The following is a 15684-nucleotide window of genomic DNA, read 5'->3' as shown; positions in this document are numbered from 1 at the left end:
TTAGCTGAGTTGTAGGCGTTGGCCTGGGCGGATGTGGTCGGGGTCGGGGCCGATGACGGCAGCGTTGGCGCGGTAGATGCCCTGGACGATGGTGGCGAGTTCGGCATCGGAAGATGAGGGGTAAAGCGTGCGGGCGATGCGCCATAGCGAGTCTCCGTGCGCGACGACGTGTATGCGGCCCCCGATGATGACGTCGCCGGGTTCGGTGCGGCTCACGCTCGATATGGACGCCGGAGCGGGCTGAGCCGGGACCGGCGGCGCCGCCGGCGTCGGGCTCGGCGTAAGGCTCGCTGGCGGGCTCGGCGTCGTGTCGAGATCGGGGGAGGGAACCAGCTGTGGCGCCGAGATCGGTGAGGTCTCCGGAAGGGAGATCCCGGCGCCCCAGCTGAGGTCAATGGCATCCGGTTTTGTCGCTGCCGCGAAAGCGGGCGTTGCCAACGTGGCGGCAAGCCCCGTTGCGGCTAGGCCCTTGATGAACGGGGCTCCCCAACGCGCCACGGTTGCGCGCAACCGATGGCTGTTGGTGCCGTGAGCGAGCGCGAGAAGGATGATGGAGATCGCGTACCACACGATGAGTGTGGTGAGGATCGTGCCCGCGAGGATGACAAGCGCGAACTCGAGCTCCTGCTGCGGGGACCGAGCGGGTCTGAGGAGAGGATCGATCGTCATGCGATCTCCAATCATGTCGTTTGGTGTTGTTTGATGATGTGCAGGTTAGTTTGTCCCATTTGGCGCAACTGTTTCTAGTGGGTATACACGGCATTTCGGCACATGAGACCGGATGTAATCGACTGTAAGGGAAAGGTGGACGTTAACTGCGAAAACGGAATAGTGGGCTGTGGAAAGTGAAAACCGTTTCAGTTACGTGGGCCTAGTGTTGAGGCATGGATTGGTTACTTCTCGCGTACGACATCGCATCGAAGGTGGAGCAGGAAGAGCGCGAAGGGCTCTTGGCCGAGGTTGCGGATCTCGCCGACGCCGAACGCGCCACGCTGACGGTGGAGGATCGGATACGCGGCTCGATGGGCGCTCTCGTCCACGTCGGGGTCCGTGGCCCCAAACAGAGCGTGCGCGGGAGGGTGAAAGTCGTCGGGCAGGGGTGGTTCCTGCTCGAGGACGGGGCCGACCAACACGTCGTCCTCATTCCAGCCGTCACGAGCGTCTACCAGTCCTCGATCGTCCACACGTGCGGGCCCGATCTGCCCGTCACCGTGGGCTCGTTCCTGCGGGAGTTGCAATACGCCTACGCCCAGTTCTCATGTGTTGACATGGAAGTGAGCGCCCAGATCATCGGCGTGGGGCGTGATCACGTGCTCATCGACAAGGACAGTGACAGTGCCCGATACGGTTCGTGGGCGAGCCCATGGCACGCGTCCTACGACTACGAGGAAAGCGAACGGCTATTGCGGCTGGTCCTGCCCATATCCGCAATAGCCGTGATTAGCCAGGCGCGCGTCAACCGCGCCTTGACAAGTTCTTTCTAGAGGTCCTCGCCCGCCGCGATTTTCTGGCGGGTAATTTCGTAGCCGCGCTCGACGTATTGTGCAAGCATCGCATCTTCGATGCGCCACTGCCCACGCCCGCCCACCTGGATCGCGGGAATCTCACCGTTCTTGATGAGTGTGCGCACCTGACCGGCAGACACGTTGAGGTACTCAGCGACGTCAGCGATTGTCAAAAATCTAGCCATAGCGAGAGTCTCCCATCTTCAGGTGATGAAAAAACAAGTTATACACAAGTTTTATACCTGTGGACAATGAAAGCCAACAGCTAAGCAGGTGTGTGACTCTTAAGTCATGGCTATGTCAAAATTTGTTCCTTGGAAAGACCCGCGGCTTGCGGCGGGCGTGCTTCTGGTCGCCGGAGGCGGAATCGCAGGCTCGTTCTTGCTGGCTGGAGAGGCAACGGTTCCGATGCTTCGCGCCCAGGCGGAGATCGCCGAGGGAAGCACGCTAGATGAGAGCCAGTTCGTGGTCGCACAACTGCCCGCGAGTGTGGGGGACGGTTACGTGCGCCCGGGTGAGATCCCTCCGGGTACCCGTGCTGCCCACTCCATCGGCGCCGGTGACCTCTTGAGTCATACGGCAATGGGAGCCGCACAGGGCCTCGTCGACTTGTCGGTGCCGCTGCTGACCGACCTGCCGGCGAGCGTGAAAGTGGGGGAGAACATCAATGTGTGGAGGGTAAGCCAAGCGGACATGAACAGCCCGGCCGAAGCACGGATGATGACTGACCGGGCCATCCTGGTTGGCCTCGACAAGCCCGACACTCTCCGGACGAACGGTGCCCAGGCCCAGATTCGGGTCGAGCCCGCTGATGTTCCCGCGATCCTCGAGGCTCTCGGCTCCAAGGATGGCATCGTGCTCGTCGGGCCCGGCGGTCGGCCATGATCCTGTTGTGTTTGCCCAGCCACCTTGACGACGCCGTCGTCCGCGGCCTTGCAGCTTATGGGCAGGAGGGGCGGATCGCGCGTCGCTGTGGCGATCTTGCCGAGGTGTTGGCCGGCGTTGAGGCGGGTCTTGGTGACGTCGTCCTACTCTCGGGCGAGGAGCCGTTGCTCGACCTGTCGCTCGTCAGCCAGCTCAGACGCGAGGGGGCGATGGTCGGCGTCGTTCCTGGTAGTAGGCCTGCGAAGGAAGTCGAAGCGCTAGGCGCGATAGTCGTGGCCGAGACGGACATGGTCGCTTTCGTCCGCGGCACGATTTCGGACGGGCAAACAGCGGCGCAACCCCCACGTGGCAAGATCGTCGCCGTGTGGGGACCGGGAGGAAGCACCGGGCGGTCGGCGCTCGTGCGGGATCTCGCGGCGATCTGCCCGGATGTGATGGTTGTTGATGGGGACACCCAGCGGCCCTCGCTGACTCAGATGTACGGCCTCGAAGAAACATCCGCGATCGTGGCTCTCGCGCGACACATTGAACGAGGTAAGGACCCGCAGGAGATTCTTGACTCGGTGCTGGTTGACTTGCCCGGGCGCGACGCCGGCAGGCCCGGGCGTCTCCTCGCAGGGCTCAACACGGGTGAGCGCTGGCGGGAGCTGCCGCGCGTCGTCGTTGAACGGATGTGGCAGCCGCTGGCCGGGCAAGCCCAAACTGTCCTCATCGATCTGGCTGGCGGCATGGAATCTAGGCCCGGCCGAGAGGATCGGCATGCATTGACGCGATCGGCGCTTGAGGCGGCCGACGTCGTCCTCCATGTTGGTTGGGGCAGCCCCGTGGGCCTGCGTAGGTTTGTCGAACACCTGGACTCCGTGGGCACAGACCGGCCTGGCATGCACCGCGGCGTCGTCGTCCTTTCCGAGCACGGTTTGGGCATGGGCGGGCGGGCTAAGGTCGCGGAGCTGCTGGCAGGCGCGCCGATGGCGTGCCACCTGATCAGGGGCGATCGCCGGCGCGCCGAGCAATGCGAGTTGGAGGGCCGGGCCCTCACGCAGGCGTTCCCTCGTTCTGGCTATTCGAAGGACGTCGCGGCGTTGTGGCGCGCGCTCGAGTTAGAGGCCACCGGTTCGCGCGGCTAGGATGTGCATATGCGCATCTACATTCCGCTGACCCCGTTGGATCTCACGGCCGATATCACGCCACGGTTGGTACACGCCGTGACCGCCGAGCTCAAAATGGCCGTTCCGAATGAGGACGCCGAGGGCTGGGAAATGATCGCCACCTTGGCTGCAGCTGACGAATCGCTGCGACGCCTTGGGCAAACCGGCGCTAGAGCCCGGCGGCGCATGCTGTGCGTGGCTGAGGTTCAAGATCGCGTGCTCGCTCCGGCCGATGACCTGCCTTCAGCGCGGGAGCTGACCGCTGCGGTGTCGTGGGCGGATGTCGAAACGATCCTCGTCGACGAGCCCGGGTCCGAGGCTCTCGTTGATCGCGCATTGGCGGGGGATGATCAGGCCTTCATGTCCACAGGAGACATCGACCTCATGTGGTATGACATCATCGAGCGCTCCGCGCTTGCGCAAGAGCTCGGCTAACCGGCGCTACGCGGTGACGGAGAGGGTGGACCCGCCGTCACTCAGTGGAGTTACGGTGACCCGGTCAGGGATCATCGCCTTGAGCTCGTCGACGTGGGAGACCACTCCAACCGTGCGGCCGCTCGAACGCAGCTGGCCTAGCGTATCCATGATCGTCTGCAGGTAGTTGCTCGACAGGCTGCCGAAGCCCTCGTCGATGATGAGCGTATCGATGCGGATACCACCGTTTTCAGCCTGCACGACCTCGGACAGAGCCAGCGCCAGCGCGAGCGAGGTGTAGAAGATTTCGCCGCCAGATAGGGTGCCCGGCGAACGAACATGGTCCCCCTGCGGGCCAGCGTCGTGGTGAACGATCTCCAACCCGAGCCCGGACTTGACTTCGCCGCGGCCCTCGTCGGAGCGTTGCAACTCGTAGCGCCCGAAGGAAAATTCGCGCAGATGTTCGTTGGCGCGGTCAACGATCTGCTCAAAACGGCGCAGGAGAACCCACACCGTCAGCCGGATACGCGTGAGCGAGGAGCTTCCTGCACTCGCTAAGTCCGCCAGGCGGACCACCGGGCCGGCCTCGCCGGAGGTCTTCTTCCAGCCTTCTTGTGCTTTGCGTATGCGGGCCAGGGCCTTGGCCGAAGCGCGGGCGTTGTTCGTGGCAAGGGTGGCTCGGCGATGCGCGGCGAGCAGGTCGGCCATGGCCGCATCGTCGGCTGCCTTGACGCCGGCCAAGTCGACTTGTTCATCCCCGGACAGATGCTTGAGGCGTTCGCTGGACAGCTGGCCTTCGATACGGGCACGCTCGGCGTTAAAGTCCTGAACTTCCGTGCGTAAGGCGACCAGCCGCGAGTGGTCAAGGTAGACGGCGCGGGCCTGCTCGGCGTTCACACCGGCTTTGGCGAGTTCCTCAGCGCTAGCCGCCTGAGCCTCGGCCAGCGCGCCCGCCCGATGGGAAATCGTGGCCGCGGCCTCGCGGATGGCGGCAAGTTCTTTCCGCAGCGCATCGAGGGACGCCCGCCTGTCCTTCACCGAGTCGAATTCGCCGCGCGCCTCACTGAGGCGTTGCGCGTCGGAGTTGATGGAAGCCTCGGAGTTCTTGATTCGCTCAGAAAGGGCGCTGCGCGCCTCCCGGGCAAGGGCCAGCGATCTTTCTTCGGAGGCTTGGGCCTCGCCAAGCTCGGCCCGTTTCTTGGTATGTGCCGCCACGTTTTTCTCGGCGCGGGCGGCGTTGGCGAGCTCCTGTTCAAGCGTGGCCAGTGCCTCGCGGATGGTTTCAGGCGTCTGCTGACCCAGCTGGCCCTTCAGGTTGCTGACCGACGTTTCGTACTCGGCCACCGCAATCCGCTGCTCTTCGGCTGCCTGGGCGAGCGGCACGAGCGCAGCTTCCTCTGCTTGCACCTGTTCGAGGCTTGCCGAAGCGATCGTGGGCTGAGCCGGGTAGGGGTGATCATGGGAACCACACACGGGACAGGGCAGGCCCTCAGCTAGCTCGCTCGCCAGGTTTGCCGCCATGGAGCTTCGCCAGGCGTCCGTCACCTTCGTGAGGTTCTCACGTTGCGCGTCGTAGGCGCGGGCGGCCGCATCGAGATCCCCGTGGGCCCTCGCGAGCGACGTCCGTAGCGCCTGCAATTGATCGGCGATCGCGAGCGAGGCCCGATGTTGGGTGAGCTTCTGTTCGACAACCGGCTTCTTTGCCGCAGCCGAGCGTAGCTGCTCAAGCTCGGCATCCAGTTCTGCCAATCGTTGCGGGTAGGCGGCAAGGGAGGACTGCGTAGCCGCGATCTTCGAATCGAGGCCACAGAGCTCCTCATTCAATTTCGCGAGCTCACCCCTGCGCTGTGGGAGTGACCTTTCGAGCCCGACGAGTCCATCGAGCGCGCCAACGCGCTCGCCAAGTGCCGTGAGCTCGTGCCCCGCAACCGCCCCAAGCGCATTCGCGGATGTCGCAATCGGCCCCGACGAAGCGATCGCTTCGACGAGCGCGGCGTGTTCGGCACTGACAGCTTCGCCAGCAGGCGGAAGGCTAGATACCGCACTCCGCAGTGCGATTGCGCATTGGTCCTCATGATGAAGCCGGGAGATCGCTGTGGCAACCCGTTCGTGGGCCGCAATCTGCTCCTGGCATGTCGCGATATGCTGGGCATCTTCCTCGAGTGCGGCGCGTTGCGCCTTGAGTTTGCTGAGATCGGCAAGCGCTTTGCTCAGCCCCTGTGCTTCCTCCCATGCCTGACGGGCCCGATCGGAGGCCTCTTGCGCGGATTGTGCATCGGCGGCCGCGCGGGCCTCCTCCTGCGCCAGATGTGCATCCGCCTTTTCTATCGACTCAACGGGCGTTGCGTCATCGGAGTCGATGAAGGTCAAGCCCATGAGATCGGGGAAGAGTTCCGCAAACCCCTCGATGTCGAGCCACGCGTCGAGAGCACGCGTGGCAGCGCCGGCGGCGGCGTTGACCTTTTCGCGGGCGAGCTTTGCCGAGTCCTCAAGAGCTTTTGCGAACTCGCGGTAGTCACTGGTGTCAAAGAGCGTTTCCAAGAGGGCAGCACGTTCCGTTGACTTCATCTTGAGGAATTGTGCGAACTGCCCCTGGGGCAGGACGACCGTCTGCACGAACTGATCACGAGTCAGTCCAAGGAGGTTCTTCAGTTCGTCGTTGACATGAGAAATCTTGGTTGCCAGGCTTTCGCCCTTGTCCCATTCTCCGGCGTCCACGGCGGCCTCCGAGAGACGCCAGAGGTTGGCTGTGGCATCGACTGACGTAATGCCTTCCCCGCGGGTCTTCTTCTTCATCCGCTGCGGCGTTCGCCGGACACGGTAGGTTCCCGCGGCAATCGTGAAGATCAGATCGACCGAGGATTCTGTGGAGAGATCCGCGTAGGTGGATCGGATACGGCTGAGATCCGAATCCCTACCTGCGACGTCGCCATAGAGGGCGAAGACGATCGCATCAATAATCGAGGACTTGCCAGCTCCCGTTGGGCCCTCGAAGAGGAAGAGCCCTGAGGCCGTGAGCTGATCGAAGTCAATCTCATGGCTGTTGGGGAACGGGCCGATTGCGCTGAACTTCAGACGGCGGAAGTGCACGATTCTTCCTTCCCTACGCCTTCCCACACGGCAGTGATGAGATCGGATTCGGCCTCGGTGAGCTCACGCCCGCCGGCGTTTGTAAAGAACTCCCGAAGCACCGAAAGCGGATCGTTCTTAATGGACTGCAATTCGGCGATAGCCACAGCGTTCGCCTCAGACAGGTGCTGATGTTCGAGTACATGGGGAAAGCGGGCCGCAAGCTTAGCGAACAGGTTTGGCGGGCGATCCGGATCGGTGACGCGTATGCGAAGGAAATGATCGGTGTAATCGGAATACTTCGCAGAGAGGAGATTGTCCAAGGTGTCCTGCAAAGTCGCAAGCGGCCGGTACACCGGCGCGGGGATCAAGGTGACAGGATCCTTGGCTTGGGTATCGAGCAACACGGAAGACTTGACGTGGTTTTCCTCAGAAAACGAAAACGCAATTGGGGAGCCCGAGTATCGCATGAGCGGATCCTTATCCGTGCCCACGCGCTGCGGGCCATGGAGGTGCCCGAGCGCCACGTAATCAGTGAGGCCCCCGAGCTGGAAGAGATGGGATCCGATGGAATCGGCACCTCCGACTGAGATGTCGCGTTCGGATTCACTGGGTTCGGCTCCGATGACGAAGGAGTGAGAGAGCACGACGCGGTAGGGCTGTCCAGCCCCACGCCCCGCGTTTCCGGATCGCGAGCGCATGTCTTCTTCGATGCGTTCCAGCGCCTTCGCGTTGACGGCCGTGTGGCTCCTGTCTAGGAGCTCCTCGCCACCGAGGCGGGAGCGTTCCATATCCGGATCGAGATAGGGGATCGGGTAAACGAGCGCGCCCGGGCCGCCGGCTTCATCAATGACCACCGGAACGTTTGATCGACGCGAATCAGTGTAGATATACAGGCCATCGCGTGAGAGCCCGGCACCGAATCCCAAACGTTGGGCGGAATCATGATTGCCGCTCGTCATAATGACGCGCGTGCGTTCCACCAAGCGTTGCAGGGTATCGGCCAAAAGATCAACCATGGTGACCGGAGGAATCCCACGGTCATACACATCGCCCGAGATGAAAAGGGCATCGACATCTTCTTGAGTGACAAGATCGACCACATGATCGCACCACTGTTCGAACGCAGGCCCCAGATCCGCACCGTGGAGGGTGCGGCCCAAATGCCAGTCAGCCGTGTGAAGGAATCTCATGATGCAAGGCTACCGAGTCGCTCCGACAAATTTAGCCGCCGCCATCTGCTCGGAGACGGTCACAGGTCGTCGTCGCGCACCGAATGAAGAATCTCGAGGGCGCCCTCGTGTAGGAAGCCGTTCGTGGCGATCGCGTTGCCGCCCCAGGGCCCGTCCTGGCCCTCAAGCGAGGTGAAACGCCCGCCCGCCTCCGTCACAATGGGCACGAGCGCGGCCATATCGTAAAGGTTGAGTTCGGGCTCAGTGGCGATGTCCACCGCACCCTCGGCCACCAACATGTAGGACCAAAAATCGCCAAACCCGCGTGTCCGCCAACAGTTCTGTGACAGCCTCAGAAATCCGCGCAGCTGCTGGCGCTCAGACCAGCCTCCGAGCGAGGAATAGGACAGAGACGCGTCAGAAATCCGCCCCACCTGGGAGACCTGAATCCGGCGTGAGGAGGCGGCAGAGCGTCCGCTGTAAGCGCCGAGCCCTTTGGCCGCGAACCAGCGCTGCTTGAGGGCCGGCGCCGAGACGATACCGAGGACGATCTCGCCCGCATCCTCCAACGCGATCAGCGTGGCCCACACCGGCACGCCACGCACATAGTTCTTGGTGCCGTCGATGGGGTCGATGATCCAACGTCGGCCCGAGCGGCCCTCATGCTGCTCCTCTTCCTCGCCCGTCACGCCGTCGCGCGAGCGGAACTGTCGCAAGAGGTCGCGGATGAGGCGTTCGGCACCCTTGTCAGCGTCAGAGACCGGGGTCATGTCCGGCTTGGTCTCCACGTGAAGGTCGGCTGCCCGAAATCGTTCCATCGTGTAGACGTCGACTCGGTCGGCAATGCCGAGGGCAACCTGAAGATCATCTGCGTAGCGTGGCTGTGTCATGCCTTTTAGCATAGCCGCCCGCGCGTGGTGGGGGACAATGCCGCAAGACTAGGCCCAGTGCGGATCCATCTTGAGGCGGGAATCGAGCAGACGCCGGAAGGAATGGACGCGGGCCTTGAGCCGCTCGTCGCCAACCTCGTCCAAGGCGCAGTCGAGTGCCCCGGCCTCGTGCGGGCAGCTGCGGGGGCATTCCTCGGAGATGAGCTGCAGATCGGGAAATCCGCGTAGCAGGTCCTCGGGCTGGACGTGGGCTAGGCCGAAGGTCCGCACGCCCGGCGTATCGATGACGACGCCGCCGCCCTCGAGCCCGAATGCCATGGCGGATGTGGACGTGTGCCGCCCGCGTCCGGTCACCTCGTTGACGTGCCCGGTTTCGCGCTCGGCAGCCGGAACGAGGGCGTTGATGAGCGTTGACTTGCCCACGCCCGAGTGCCCGACCAGCACGGACACATGTCCCTCGAGGGCGCCCGCAATGGCGCCGACGTCGCAGCCCTCATTGGTGATCGTCGACTCGTAGATGTCAAGATCGAGATCCCCGTACAGGTCCAGCAATGGCTGAGGGTCGGCCAGATCGGCCTTGGTTAACAGCAGGATGGGATGCATGCCGGCGTCGTAGGCGGCAACGAGGCAACGGTCAATCATGCCCGGGCGCGGCTCGGGCTGAGCGAGGGCGGTGACGATGACAAGCTGGTCGGCGTTGGCAACGATGACGCGTTCCGTGCCCGCGGCCTCGGATTCCTCGGCGGTGCGGCGCAGCGCCGTGCGCCGTTCGTCGACCTCCGTGATGCGCCCGAGGGTGTCCTTGCGCCCAGAAAGATCCCCGGTCATCGCCACGATATCGCCGACGACGATCGCGCCGCGCCGCAACTCCTTGGCCTTGACAGCCGAGACGTGGGTGGCGTCGTCAAGCATGGTCACGTGATAACGACCGCGGTCCACGCGATAGACGCGGGCGCGGCGGGCCGCCGAATAATCCGGGCGAATCTTCGTGCGGGGCCGCGAGCGTTTGCCGGGGCGCACCTTTACACGGGGATCGTCGGTGCCAATATCGCGTCTGGTCATAGGTGTCCTTCAGAAGAAAATGCTCGCGTCCACAATGGCACAAATTCGGGAAGCGTCTTGGCGGTTGTTTCGATGTTGATCACGTGCGTGCCGGGCAGGCGCAGTCCGAGGATTGCGCCGAAGGTGGCCATGCGGTGATCGTCGTAGGAATCGATGGTGGCCCCGGCGCAGGGGCGAGCGCCGTCGACGACGAGGTCGTCACCTTCGACGCGCGCCGAGATTCCGACCTTGGCTAATTCGTTGACAATCGCGGAGAGTCGATCTGTTTCGTGGCCGCGCAATTGGCCGATGTTACGCAGGCGCGAGGTTCCCTCGGCGAAGGCGGCGACTGCTGCCACTGTGGGGACGAGCTCGCCGACGTCGCACATGTCGGCGTCGTAGGGGAGGATCGCTTGCGGTCCGTGCAGGTGAAGCGTGTCACCTTCCAGCCACGCCCGCCCGCCCATGGCCACGAAAATGTGGCGGTAGGAATCGCCGGGCTGGGTGGTGCGCTGCGGCCAGCCCGGTATCCGCACAGTCCCGCCCGTGACCATCGCGGCGGCGAGGAAGGCTCCGGCGTTGGACAGGTCTGGTTCGACCGTGAGCTCGGGAAGTTGGGGGACGCCGGGGCGGACCAGCCAGCGGTGTTGCCCGGCCACCTGCTCGACGTCGATTCCCGCCGTACGCAGCACGTCGATCGTCATGTCGATGTGCGGCTGGGAAGGGAGGCGGTCCCCCACATGGCGCAGATCGAGGCCCGCGGTCATGAGCGGGCCAGCAAGAAGCAGGGCAGAGACGAATTGGGAGGAGGCCGAAGCGTCGATATCGAGACGCCCGCCAGCAAGCAAGCCCTGGCCGTTAATGGTCACGGGCAACACGGGAGATCCGTCCCGATCCGCCGCTTCGACGCGAACGCCGAGCCCACGCAGGCCCTCGACGATGGCGTTCATCGGGCGAAGGCGCGCTGCGGGATCGCCGTCGAGAACCACGGGCTCGCTGGCCAGCGCGGCGATGGGCGGTATGAAGCGCATGACCGTGCCGGCGAGGCCGCACTCGACCCGCCCGCCACGGATCGGACCGGGCTCGACGATCCACGACGCTGCATCCCGGGTGACGCTCGCGCCGAGGGTTCGAAGGGCCTGTGCCATCAGCTCGGTGTCACGGGCGATAAGCGGGTTGTGGATTCTCACCCGGCTCCCTCCGAGCGCGGCGAGCACAAGATAACGGTTTGTCAGAGACTTCGAGCCGGGAATCGAAATCGTGGCATCAACGGGCCCTGACGTGGGGGCGAGCCAGGTCACCGACCATCCCCGATGGGCAGGTGCTCGGAGGCAGTTTCTCCTACTTCCTTGGCCCACGCGGACGCGCGCCATCCTAGGGAGGGCTTGCCGCCACGGTCGGTGGAGGCGATGAGCGCGCCGCCGATCAGGCCGGCGTCGGCAACGAGCGCGGATAGGGACTCGCGGCGGGTAGCGCCCTTCTGTGCCCAGAACGGGTTGCGCCCCAGTGAGAGCGGGATCTGCATTGCACCGAGCATGAGGGCCGTCGACCTAGGCATACGCCCCCGGGCCAGCGACAGCCCCGCTACCGTAAACACGGCGCCGGTGGCGCGGGTGAGCGCGTCAATAGACATGGTGTCGAGCGCAGGCACGCCGGCCTTTCGGGCGAGGGTGAGGACGCGCTCGGCTGCGGCGCGGTGATTGGCGGGATGCCGGAGGGCATCGACGCCAGCTGCGATGAAGGGTGCCGCGAGGAGCGGGCGGGCCAAGGTCGAAATCATGTCAACTCCATTCGTTCGTGTGCCCAGTCTAGTGGACGAAGATGGAGGTGGGTATGGCGGTAAACCAAATCCCGGCCGTCTCGCGCTCCCACAGCATCCCAATGGCGCCCTCCATCGCGACGAGCGACTGATAGCCGTGATGGCGGGGATTGATCGCCCGCTCGGTCCACCCTTCTCCATCTGCCCGATACAGCGAGCCGCACCCGCGGTAGGGGAGCATGCGCGAGGCGTTGGCAAAATAGATCGTCGCGTCATCGGTGCACGCGGCGGGCTGGCAGAAAATCTCGCGTAACTGTGGCTCCTCCCTACCTGCGGTCCACGTCTGGCCGCCGTCGGTGGAGAGGGAGCGTAGCACGCGTTGGTGCTGGGAGCGCGCGAATAGTTCGACCCCACGTTCGGTTTCCACGATGGTCGATTCGGTCATGGTCAGCGCTGGGTCAGTAAAGTTCCGTTCCGTGCTCGCCTCACTATCGCCGACGCCGTCTTTCCCGCTCGCGTGGATAGCAGCACGGACCGATCCGCCACGGCGCCAGGTGCGTCCGTCGTCGTCGGAGATGAGCATCGTGGCCGAATGTTGGTGCGAGTCTTCAGTGGAGAAATAGGCGGGAATGAGAAGACGGCCGGCGAAGGGTCCGCGGGTCAGGCAAAGACCGGAACCTGGCGCGACGCCGAGGAACGTCATCCACTCGTCCTTAACTTCATCTGTGATCAGGCGCATGCCTGACCACGTAGCTCCCTCATCATCGCTGGTCCAGGTCGCGATATGTGCGGTCTTGAGCAATTGGATGTCGGCGTTATGGAGAATGTTGCCAGCTGGGTGCCCATCGCGCAGGAGCGTACCGTCGGCGTCGACCTCCCACTCTGTGGGGCCGGCCTCGCTCACAATACGCGTGGGACGCGATGGCCAGTTTTCGGGAATTCGGTACTGCGCGCCCCGCTCGCCCTGGACAATGATCCCAGCCTCGTCCATGCCCGGTCCCGGAGCGCAGGTGAGCAGCCCGGTCTGGGCGGCGTAAAAGTCAGCGAGAACGTGAATTTTCCCGGTGCGATCCTGCACGGCGCACGCATCCGTGACGGCAACGCCATGGGCCCCTTCACCTGGGAAGGTAGCCACGGTGATGACCTCGCCCCAGCTTCGGCCGCCGTCGTGGGAGCGTCGCAACACGAGGTCGGTGGCATTGGGTGCGTCGTTCGGCAGTGACCGGCGGCGGTCAGCAAACGCCAGTAGCGTCTCGTTCGTCGTGCGTACTAGCGCCGGGATGCGATGAAATGCGCCGGTCGGGTAGGCGTCGAAAACCGGAACCTGTGAAAGGGGAAGTCGTTGCGCGAGCAGGGCGATCTGCTGGTCATTAAGGGGCGGATAGATGCCGCCATGGGCGACCTCGCCCATGAGGCGTTGTCCTTCTGGATCCTGCCCGATATAGAAAGCGTCGAAAGGCTCCAGCGAGCCGGGCTCGTGGGCGCATAACCACCCATCCACCCATACCCGGATAGCGCCGCCGGTGACGCTGACGGCCAGGTGATGCCAGCGCCCGTCCGACCAGTCGCCATTGGCGGTGGCGCGAACAGAACCAACACGGACATCAATGCCACCGGCGATCCTGGCGCTGAGCACCTCGGTCTCGCGTGTCGCAGCGAAGATCGTTCCATATTGGCCCGGCCCACGCACCCGGAACTTCGCCGCAATCGTGATATCGCCGAGCGCCCCGGCTGCCCGCGCGTCGGAATCGGAGAGCCGCATCGCCGCGAATGCGACCAGCGGCCGCGGCGGCGTCGTCGTATCTCGAATACAAGTTGCCAGTTGGTCCGGGCCGGCGGGGGTTGACGACGTCGTGAAAGTCCCCTGGTGGCCGACAGCCTGTGACGAGAGCCCGACGTCCGATGACCACACTTCGTAACCATCGAGAAAGACGCGTGCGGGCGGGCCCGCGATCACGTCGACTGTATGCTCGCCGAGGATATGCCCGTCCTCGATGTCGAAGTCGAACGGCGCATCAGCAACACCGTGCAGACGTAATTTTCCGCCACGCACGGCGAGCTCCCACCAACTCGTTGCGTCTTTGCCAGACATGAGCGGACCTGCCTGGAAGTGTCCTCGACAACGGAACATCATGCCCCCACGAAGTCGGCGATCAGCTCGAACACGCGCTCGCGAACGCGAGTGTCGGGGAGTGTCAGCCCGGCGTGGAACGTCCCCGAGATCATGTGCAAAGAGGCATCGAAGCCTGCGTCGACGAGCTTCGTCGTCCAAGCGATCCCCTCGTCACGCAGAAGGTCCGCGCTCGCCACAATCGTCAGTACCCGCGGGCGATGTTCGCCGACGCTGACCAAGCGCGGCAGCTCGCGCGGGTTGCGCCCGGCGAGGTAGGCCTTCCAAGCCTGATGGGCCTTGCCGCGGTTCCACATCTGGGCGTCGGCATGGGTGCGGATGGAGCGCGAGGCCATTGACGGGTCAAGGAAGGGCTCGAGCATGATCACGCCGTCGAGGCGCTCGCCGTTCTCTAGGAGCATCACGGCGGCCGATTCGGCGAGCCCGCCGCCGGCCGAATCGCCAAGAATATAAAACGGAAGTTCCCATTCGTTGCGTGCCCATTCGGCGACGCACGCACAGTCCAGCGCACCGGCGGGGAAGGGGTGTTCGGGGGCGAGTCGGTATTCGGGGCTCACCACCACGGCCTGCAGGCGGCGTGCCAGGCCGGCGTTTCGTTCGTCGTCACCGTCTGCTGATCCGGCCATGAAGCCGCCGCCGTGAATCGCGACGATCACGCGCCTGGGCTCACCCGCCCGCCAGATGCGCATGGTTGTCCCGTCAATGTCGACGACCTCGAGGCTCGCTCCGTCCACCAGCGGCGGCTCGTCGGGCGAACTCCAGCGCAGGCGCGTGCCGATGGGATCCCACTGGGGGTAGTAGGGCTGGTCGAGTTCGGGGCGCAGCTGTGGATCGATATAGAACGACGCCGTCTGGCTCGGTTGCGGGCCAACCTCGGCCTGTGTTCCGGGCTGGCGGATGACGGCGTCGGCGTCGAAGGGCGGGTGTACCCGCGCGAGGAATTCTCTGACGATGGCATCGAAGTCGGCGGGATCCTCGCGACGCACGCAGTGGCGGGCGCCGGGCACGAGGCGGGTGGAAATGCTCGGATTTGCGAGCGCGGCAATCTGCGCCAAACCGCTCGGCCCAAGCACGGCGTCGGAGGCCGTGCCCGTGACAATCAGCGTGGGCACGGAGATGTCGGTGGCCCACTCGCTCCAGTCGACATACCCCACCTGCCCGGCCTCAACGAAGCGTAGATCGACCTCGAGCTTGCCGGCCAGCCATCCGGCGCGTTCATCGTCGGGCCAGCTCGGGTACTCGTCGCGGTTGGCAGCGAGGGCGGCCGCCGGGTCGCGGCGGACTTGTGTGATGTGTGCGAGGGAATCGGCGACAGTATCGCGGTAAGACTGAGCCTGGGCAGGGGAAAGCCACGCCGGGTCCTCGCCGATCACGCCTGCGAAGAGTTCAGGGCGCTGCGCGGCGAGTTTGGTCAGCAGCGCGCCACCCATCGAATGGCCGATCCCCACCGCGGGCCCGTACGCGTCGACGAGCAATTCGATCGAATCGGTCAGCTGCTCCAGTGCGGCCTGCATGGGGGCGGCCAATTCGGCGTCGTGAAACGGGCGGGCTAGTCCGTGTCCGAGTGAATCGAGGGCCGCGACGCGGTAGTCGGGCGACAGCCGGCGCGCCAAGTCGGACAGCGACGCGGCACTGTCCGTGACACCGTGGCAGAGCACCACGAGGGGCCC

14 protein-coding genes are annotated in these 15684 nt (G+C 64.5%); 4 read left to right on the top strand and 10 right to left on the bottom strand.

The annotated features are described in order from the left end of the window. Positions 1–669 carry a LysM peptidoglycan-binding domain-containing protein gene (locus tag HLG82_RS07420; RefSeq protein WP_193326224.1) on the bottom strand — a complete coding sequence of 223 codons (669 nt, stop codon included), beginning with the start codon at positions 667–669 and terminating at the stop codon, positions 1–3. A 215-nt stretch (positions 670–884) separates the two neighbouring features. On the opposite strand from HLG82_RS07420, the gene HLG82_RS07415 reads away from it, so the two are divergent. Then, the gene (locus tag HLG82_RS07415) at positions 885–1484 is read left to right on the top strand and encodes a hypothetical protein (RefSeq protein WP_193326223.1); all 600 of its coding nucleotides are present in this window, start codon (positions 885–887) and stop codon (positions 1482–1484) included. Here the strand turns inward: HLG82_RS07415 and HLG82_RS07410 are convergent. After that, positions 1481–1690, bottom strand: coding sequence for a helix-turn-helix domain-containing protein (locus tag HLG82_RS07410; RefSeq protein WP_193326222.1), 210 nt, complete (start codon positions 1688–1690; stop codon positions 1481–1483). The two genes, HLG82_RS07415 and HLG82_RS07410, sit on opposite strands and share 4 nt — an antisense overlap. Positions 1691–1796: 106 nt before the next feature. Here HLG82_RS07410 and HLG82_RS07405 point away from each other — a divergent pair, with 106 nt between their 5' ends. The 3 genes from HLG82_RS07405 to HLG82_RS07395 are packed head-to-tail and all read left to right on the top strand — an operon-like array spanning position 1797 to position 3973. Then, a complete protein-coding gene (locus HLG82_RS07405) occupies positions 1797–2390 on the top strand; it encodes a hypothetical protein (protein WP_193326221.1) in 594 nt (197 codons plus the stop codon). A gap of 11 nt (positions 2391–2401) precedes the next feature. Beyond that, positions 2402–3517: a CpaE/TadZ family protein gene (locus HLG82_RS07400; protein WP_193326220.1), complete on the top strand. Its 1116-nt coding sequence runs from the start codon at positions 2402–2404 to the stop codon at positions 3515–3517. A 9-nt stretch (positions 3518–3526) separates the two neighbouring features. After that, positions 3527–3973: a DUF6912 family protein gene (locus HLG82_RS07395; RefSeq protein ID WP_193326219.1), complete on the top strand. Its 447-nt coding sequence runs from the start codon at positions 3527–3529 to the stop codon at positions 3971–3973. 6 nt (positions 3974–3979) lie between these two features. Here HLG82_RS07395 and HLG82_RS07390 read toward each other — a convergent pair whose 3' ends face one another. Genes HLG82_RS07390 through HLG82_RS07355 form a run of 8 tightly spaced genes read right to left on the bottom strand, consistent with a single transcriptional unit; the run spans position 3980 to position 15675 of the window. Beyond that, positions 3980–7042 carry an AAA family ATPase gene (locus tag HLG82_RS07390; protein ID WP_193326218.1) on the bottom strand — a complete coding sequence of 1021 codons (3063 nt, stop codon included), beginning with the start codon at positions 7040–7042 and terminating at the stop codon, positions 3980–3982. Next, complete coding sequence (locus HLG82_RS07385; protein ID WP_193326217.1) at positions 7024–8214, bottom strand: exonuclease SbcCD subunit D; 1191 nt, start codon at positions 8212–8214, stop codon at positions 7024–7026. The genes HLG82_RS07390 and HLG82_RS07385 overlap by 19 nt, the downstream gene beginning before the upstream one ends. 59 nt (positions 8215–8273) lie before the next feature. Continuing rightward, on the bottom strand, positions 8274–9083 hold the full coding sequence (hisN, locus tag HLG82_RS07380; RefSeq protein ID WP_193326216.1) for a histidinol-phosphatase: 810 nt from the start codon (positions 9081–9083) through the stop codon (positions 8274–8276). A gap of 48 nt (positions 9084–9131) precedes the next feature. Continuing rightward, positions 9132–10145, bottom strand: coding sequence for a ribosome small subunit-dependent GTPase A (gene rsgA / locus HLG82_RS07375; protein ID WP_193326215.1), 1014 nt, complete (start codon positions 10143–10145; stop codon positions 9132–9134). Continuing rightward, complete coding sequence (gene aroA / locus HLG82_RS07370) at positions 10142–11425, bottom strand: 3-phosphoshikimate 1-carboxyvinyltransferase (RefSeq protein WP_255313857.1); 1284 nt, start codon at positions 11423–11425, stop codon at positions 10142–10144. Before aroA ends, rsgA begins: the two co-directional genes overlap by 4 nt. Next, complete coding sequence (locus HLG82_RS07365; protein ID WP_193326213.1) at positions 11422–11904, bottom strand: DoxX family membrane protein; 483 nt, start codon at positions 11902–11904, stop codon at positions 11422–11424. The genes aroA and HLG82_RS07365 overlap by 4 nt, the downstream gene beginning before the upstream one ends. Positions 11905–11932: 28 nt before the next feature. Further along, positions 11933–13975: a sialidase family protein gene (locus tag HLG82_RS07360; protein ID WP_193326212.1), complete on the bottom strand. Its 2043-nt coding sequence runs from the start codon at positions 13973–13975 to the stop codon at positions 11933–11935. A gap of 38 nt (positions 13976–14013) precedes the next feature. Next, positions 14014–15675 (bottom strand): alpha/beta hydrolase, encoded by a 1662-nt coding sequence (locus HLG82_RS07355; RefSeq protein ID WP_193326211.1) that lies wholly within the window; start codon positions 15673–15675, stop codon positions 14014–14016. Positions 15676–15684: the final 9 nt, after the last annotated feature.

Source organism: Trueperella pecoris, from assembly GCF_014926385.1.
In the GTDB taxonomy this organism is placed as follows: domain Bacteria; phylum Actinomycetota; class Actinomycetes; order Actinomycetales; family Actinomycetaceae; genus Trueperella; species Trueperella pecoris.
This window is presented reverse-complemented; position numbering and strand designations above follow the sequence as displayed.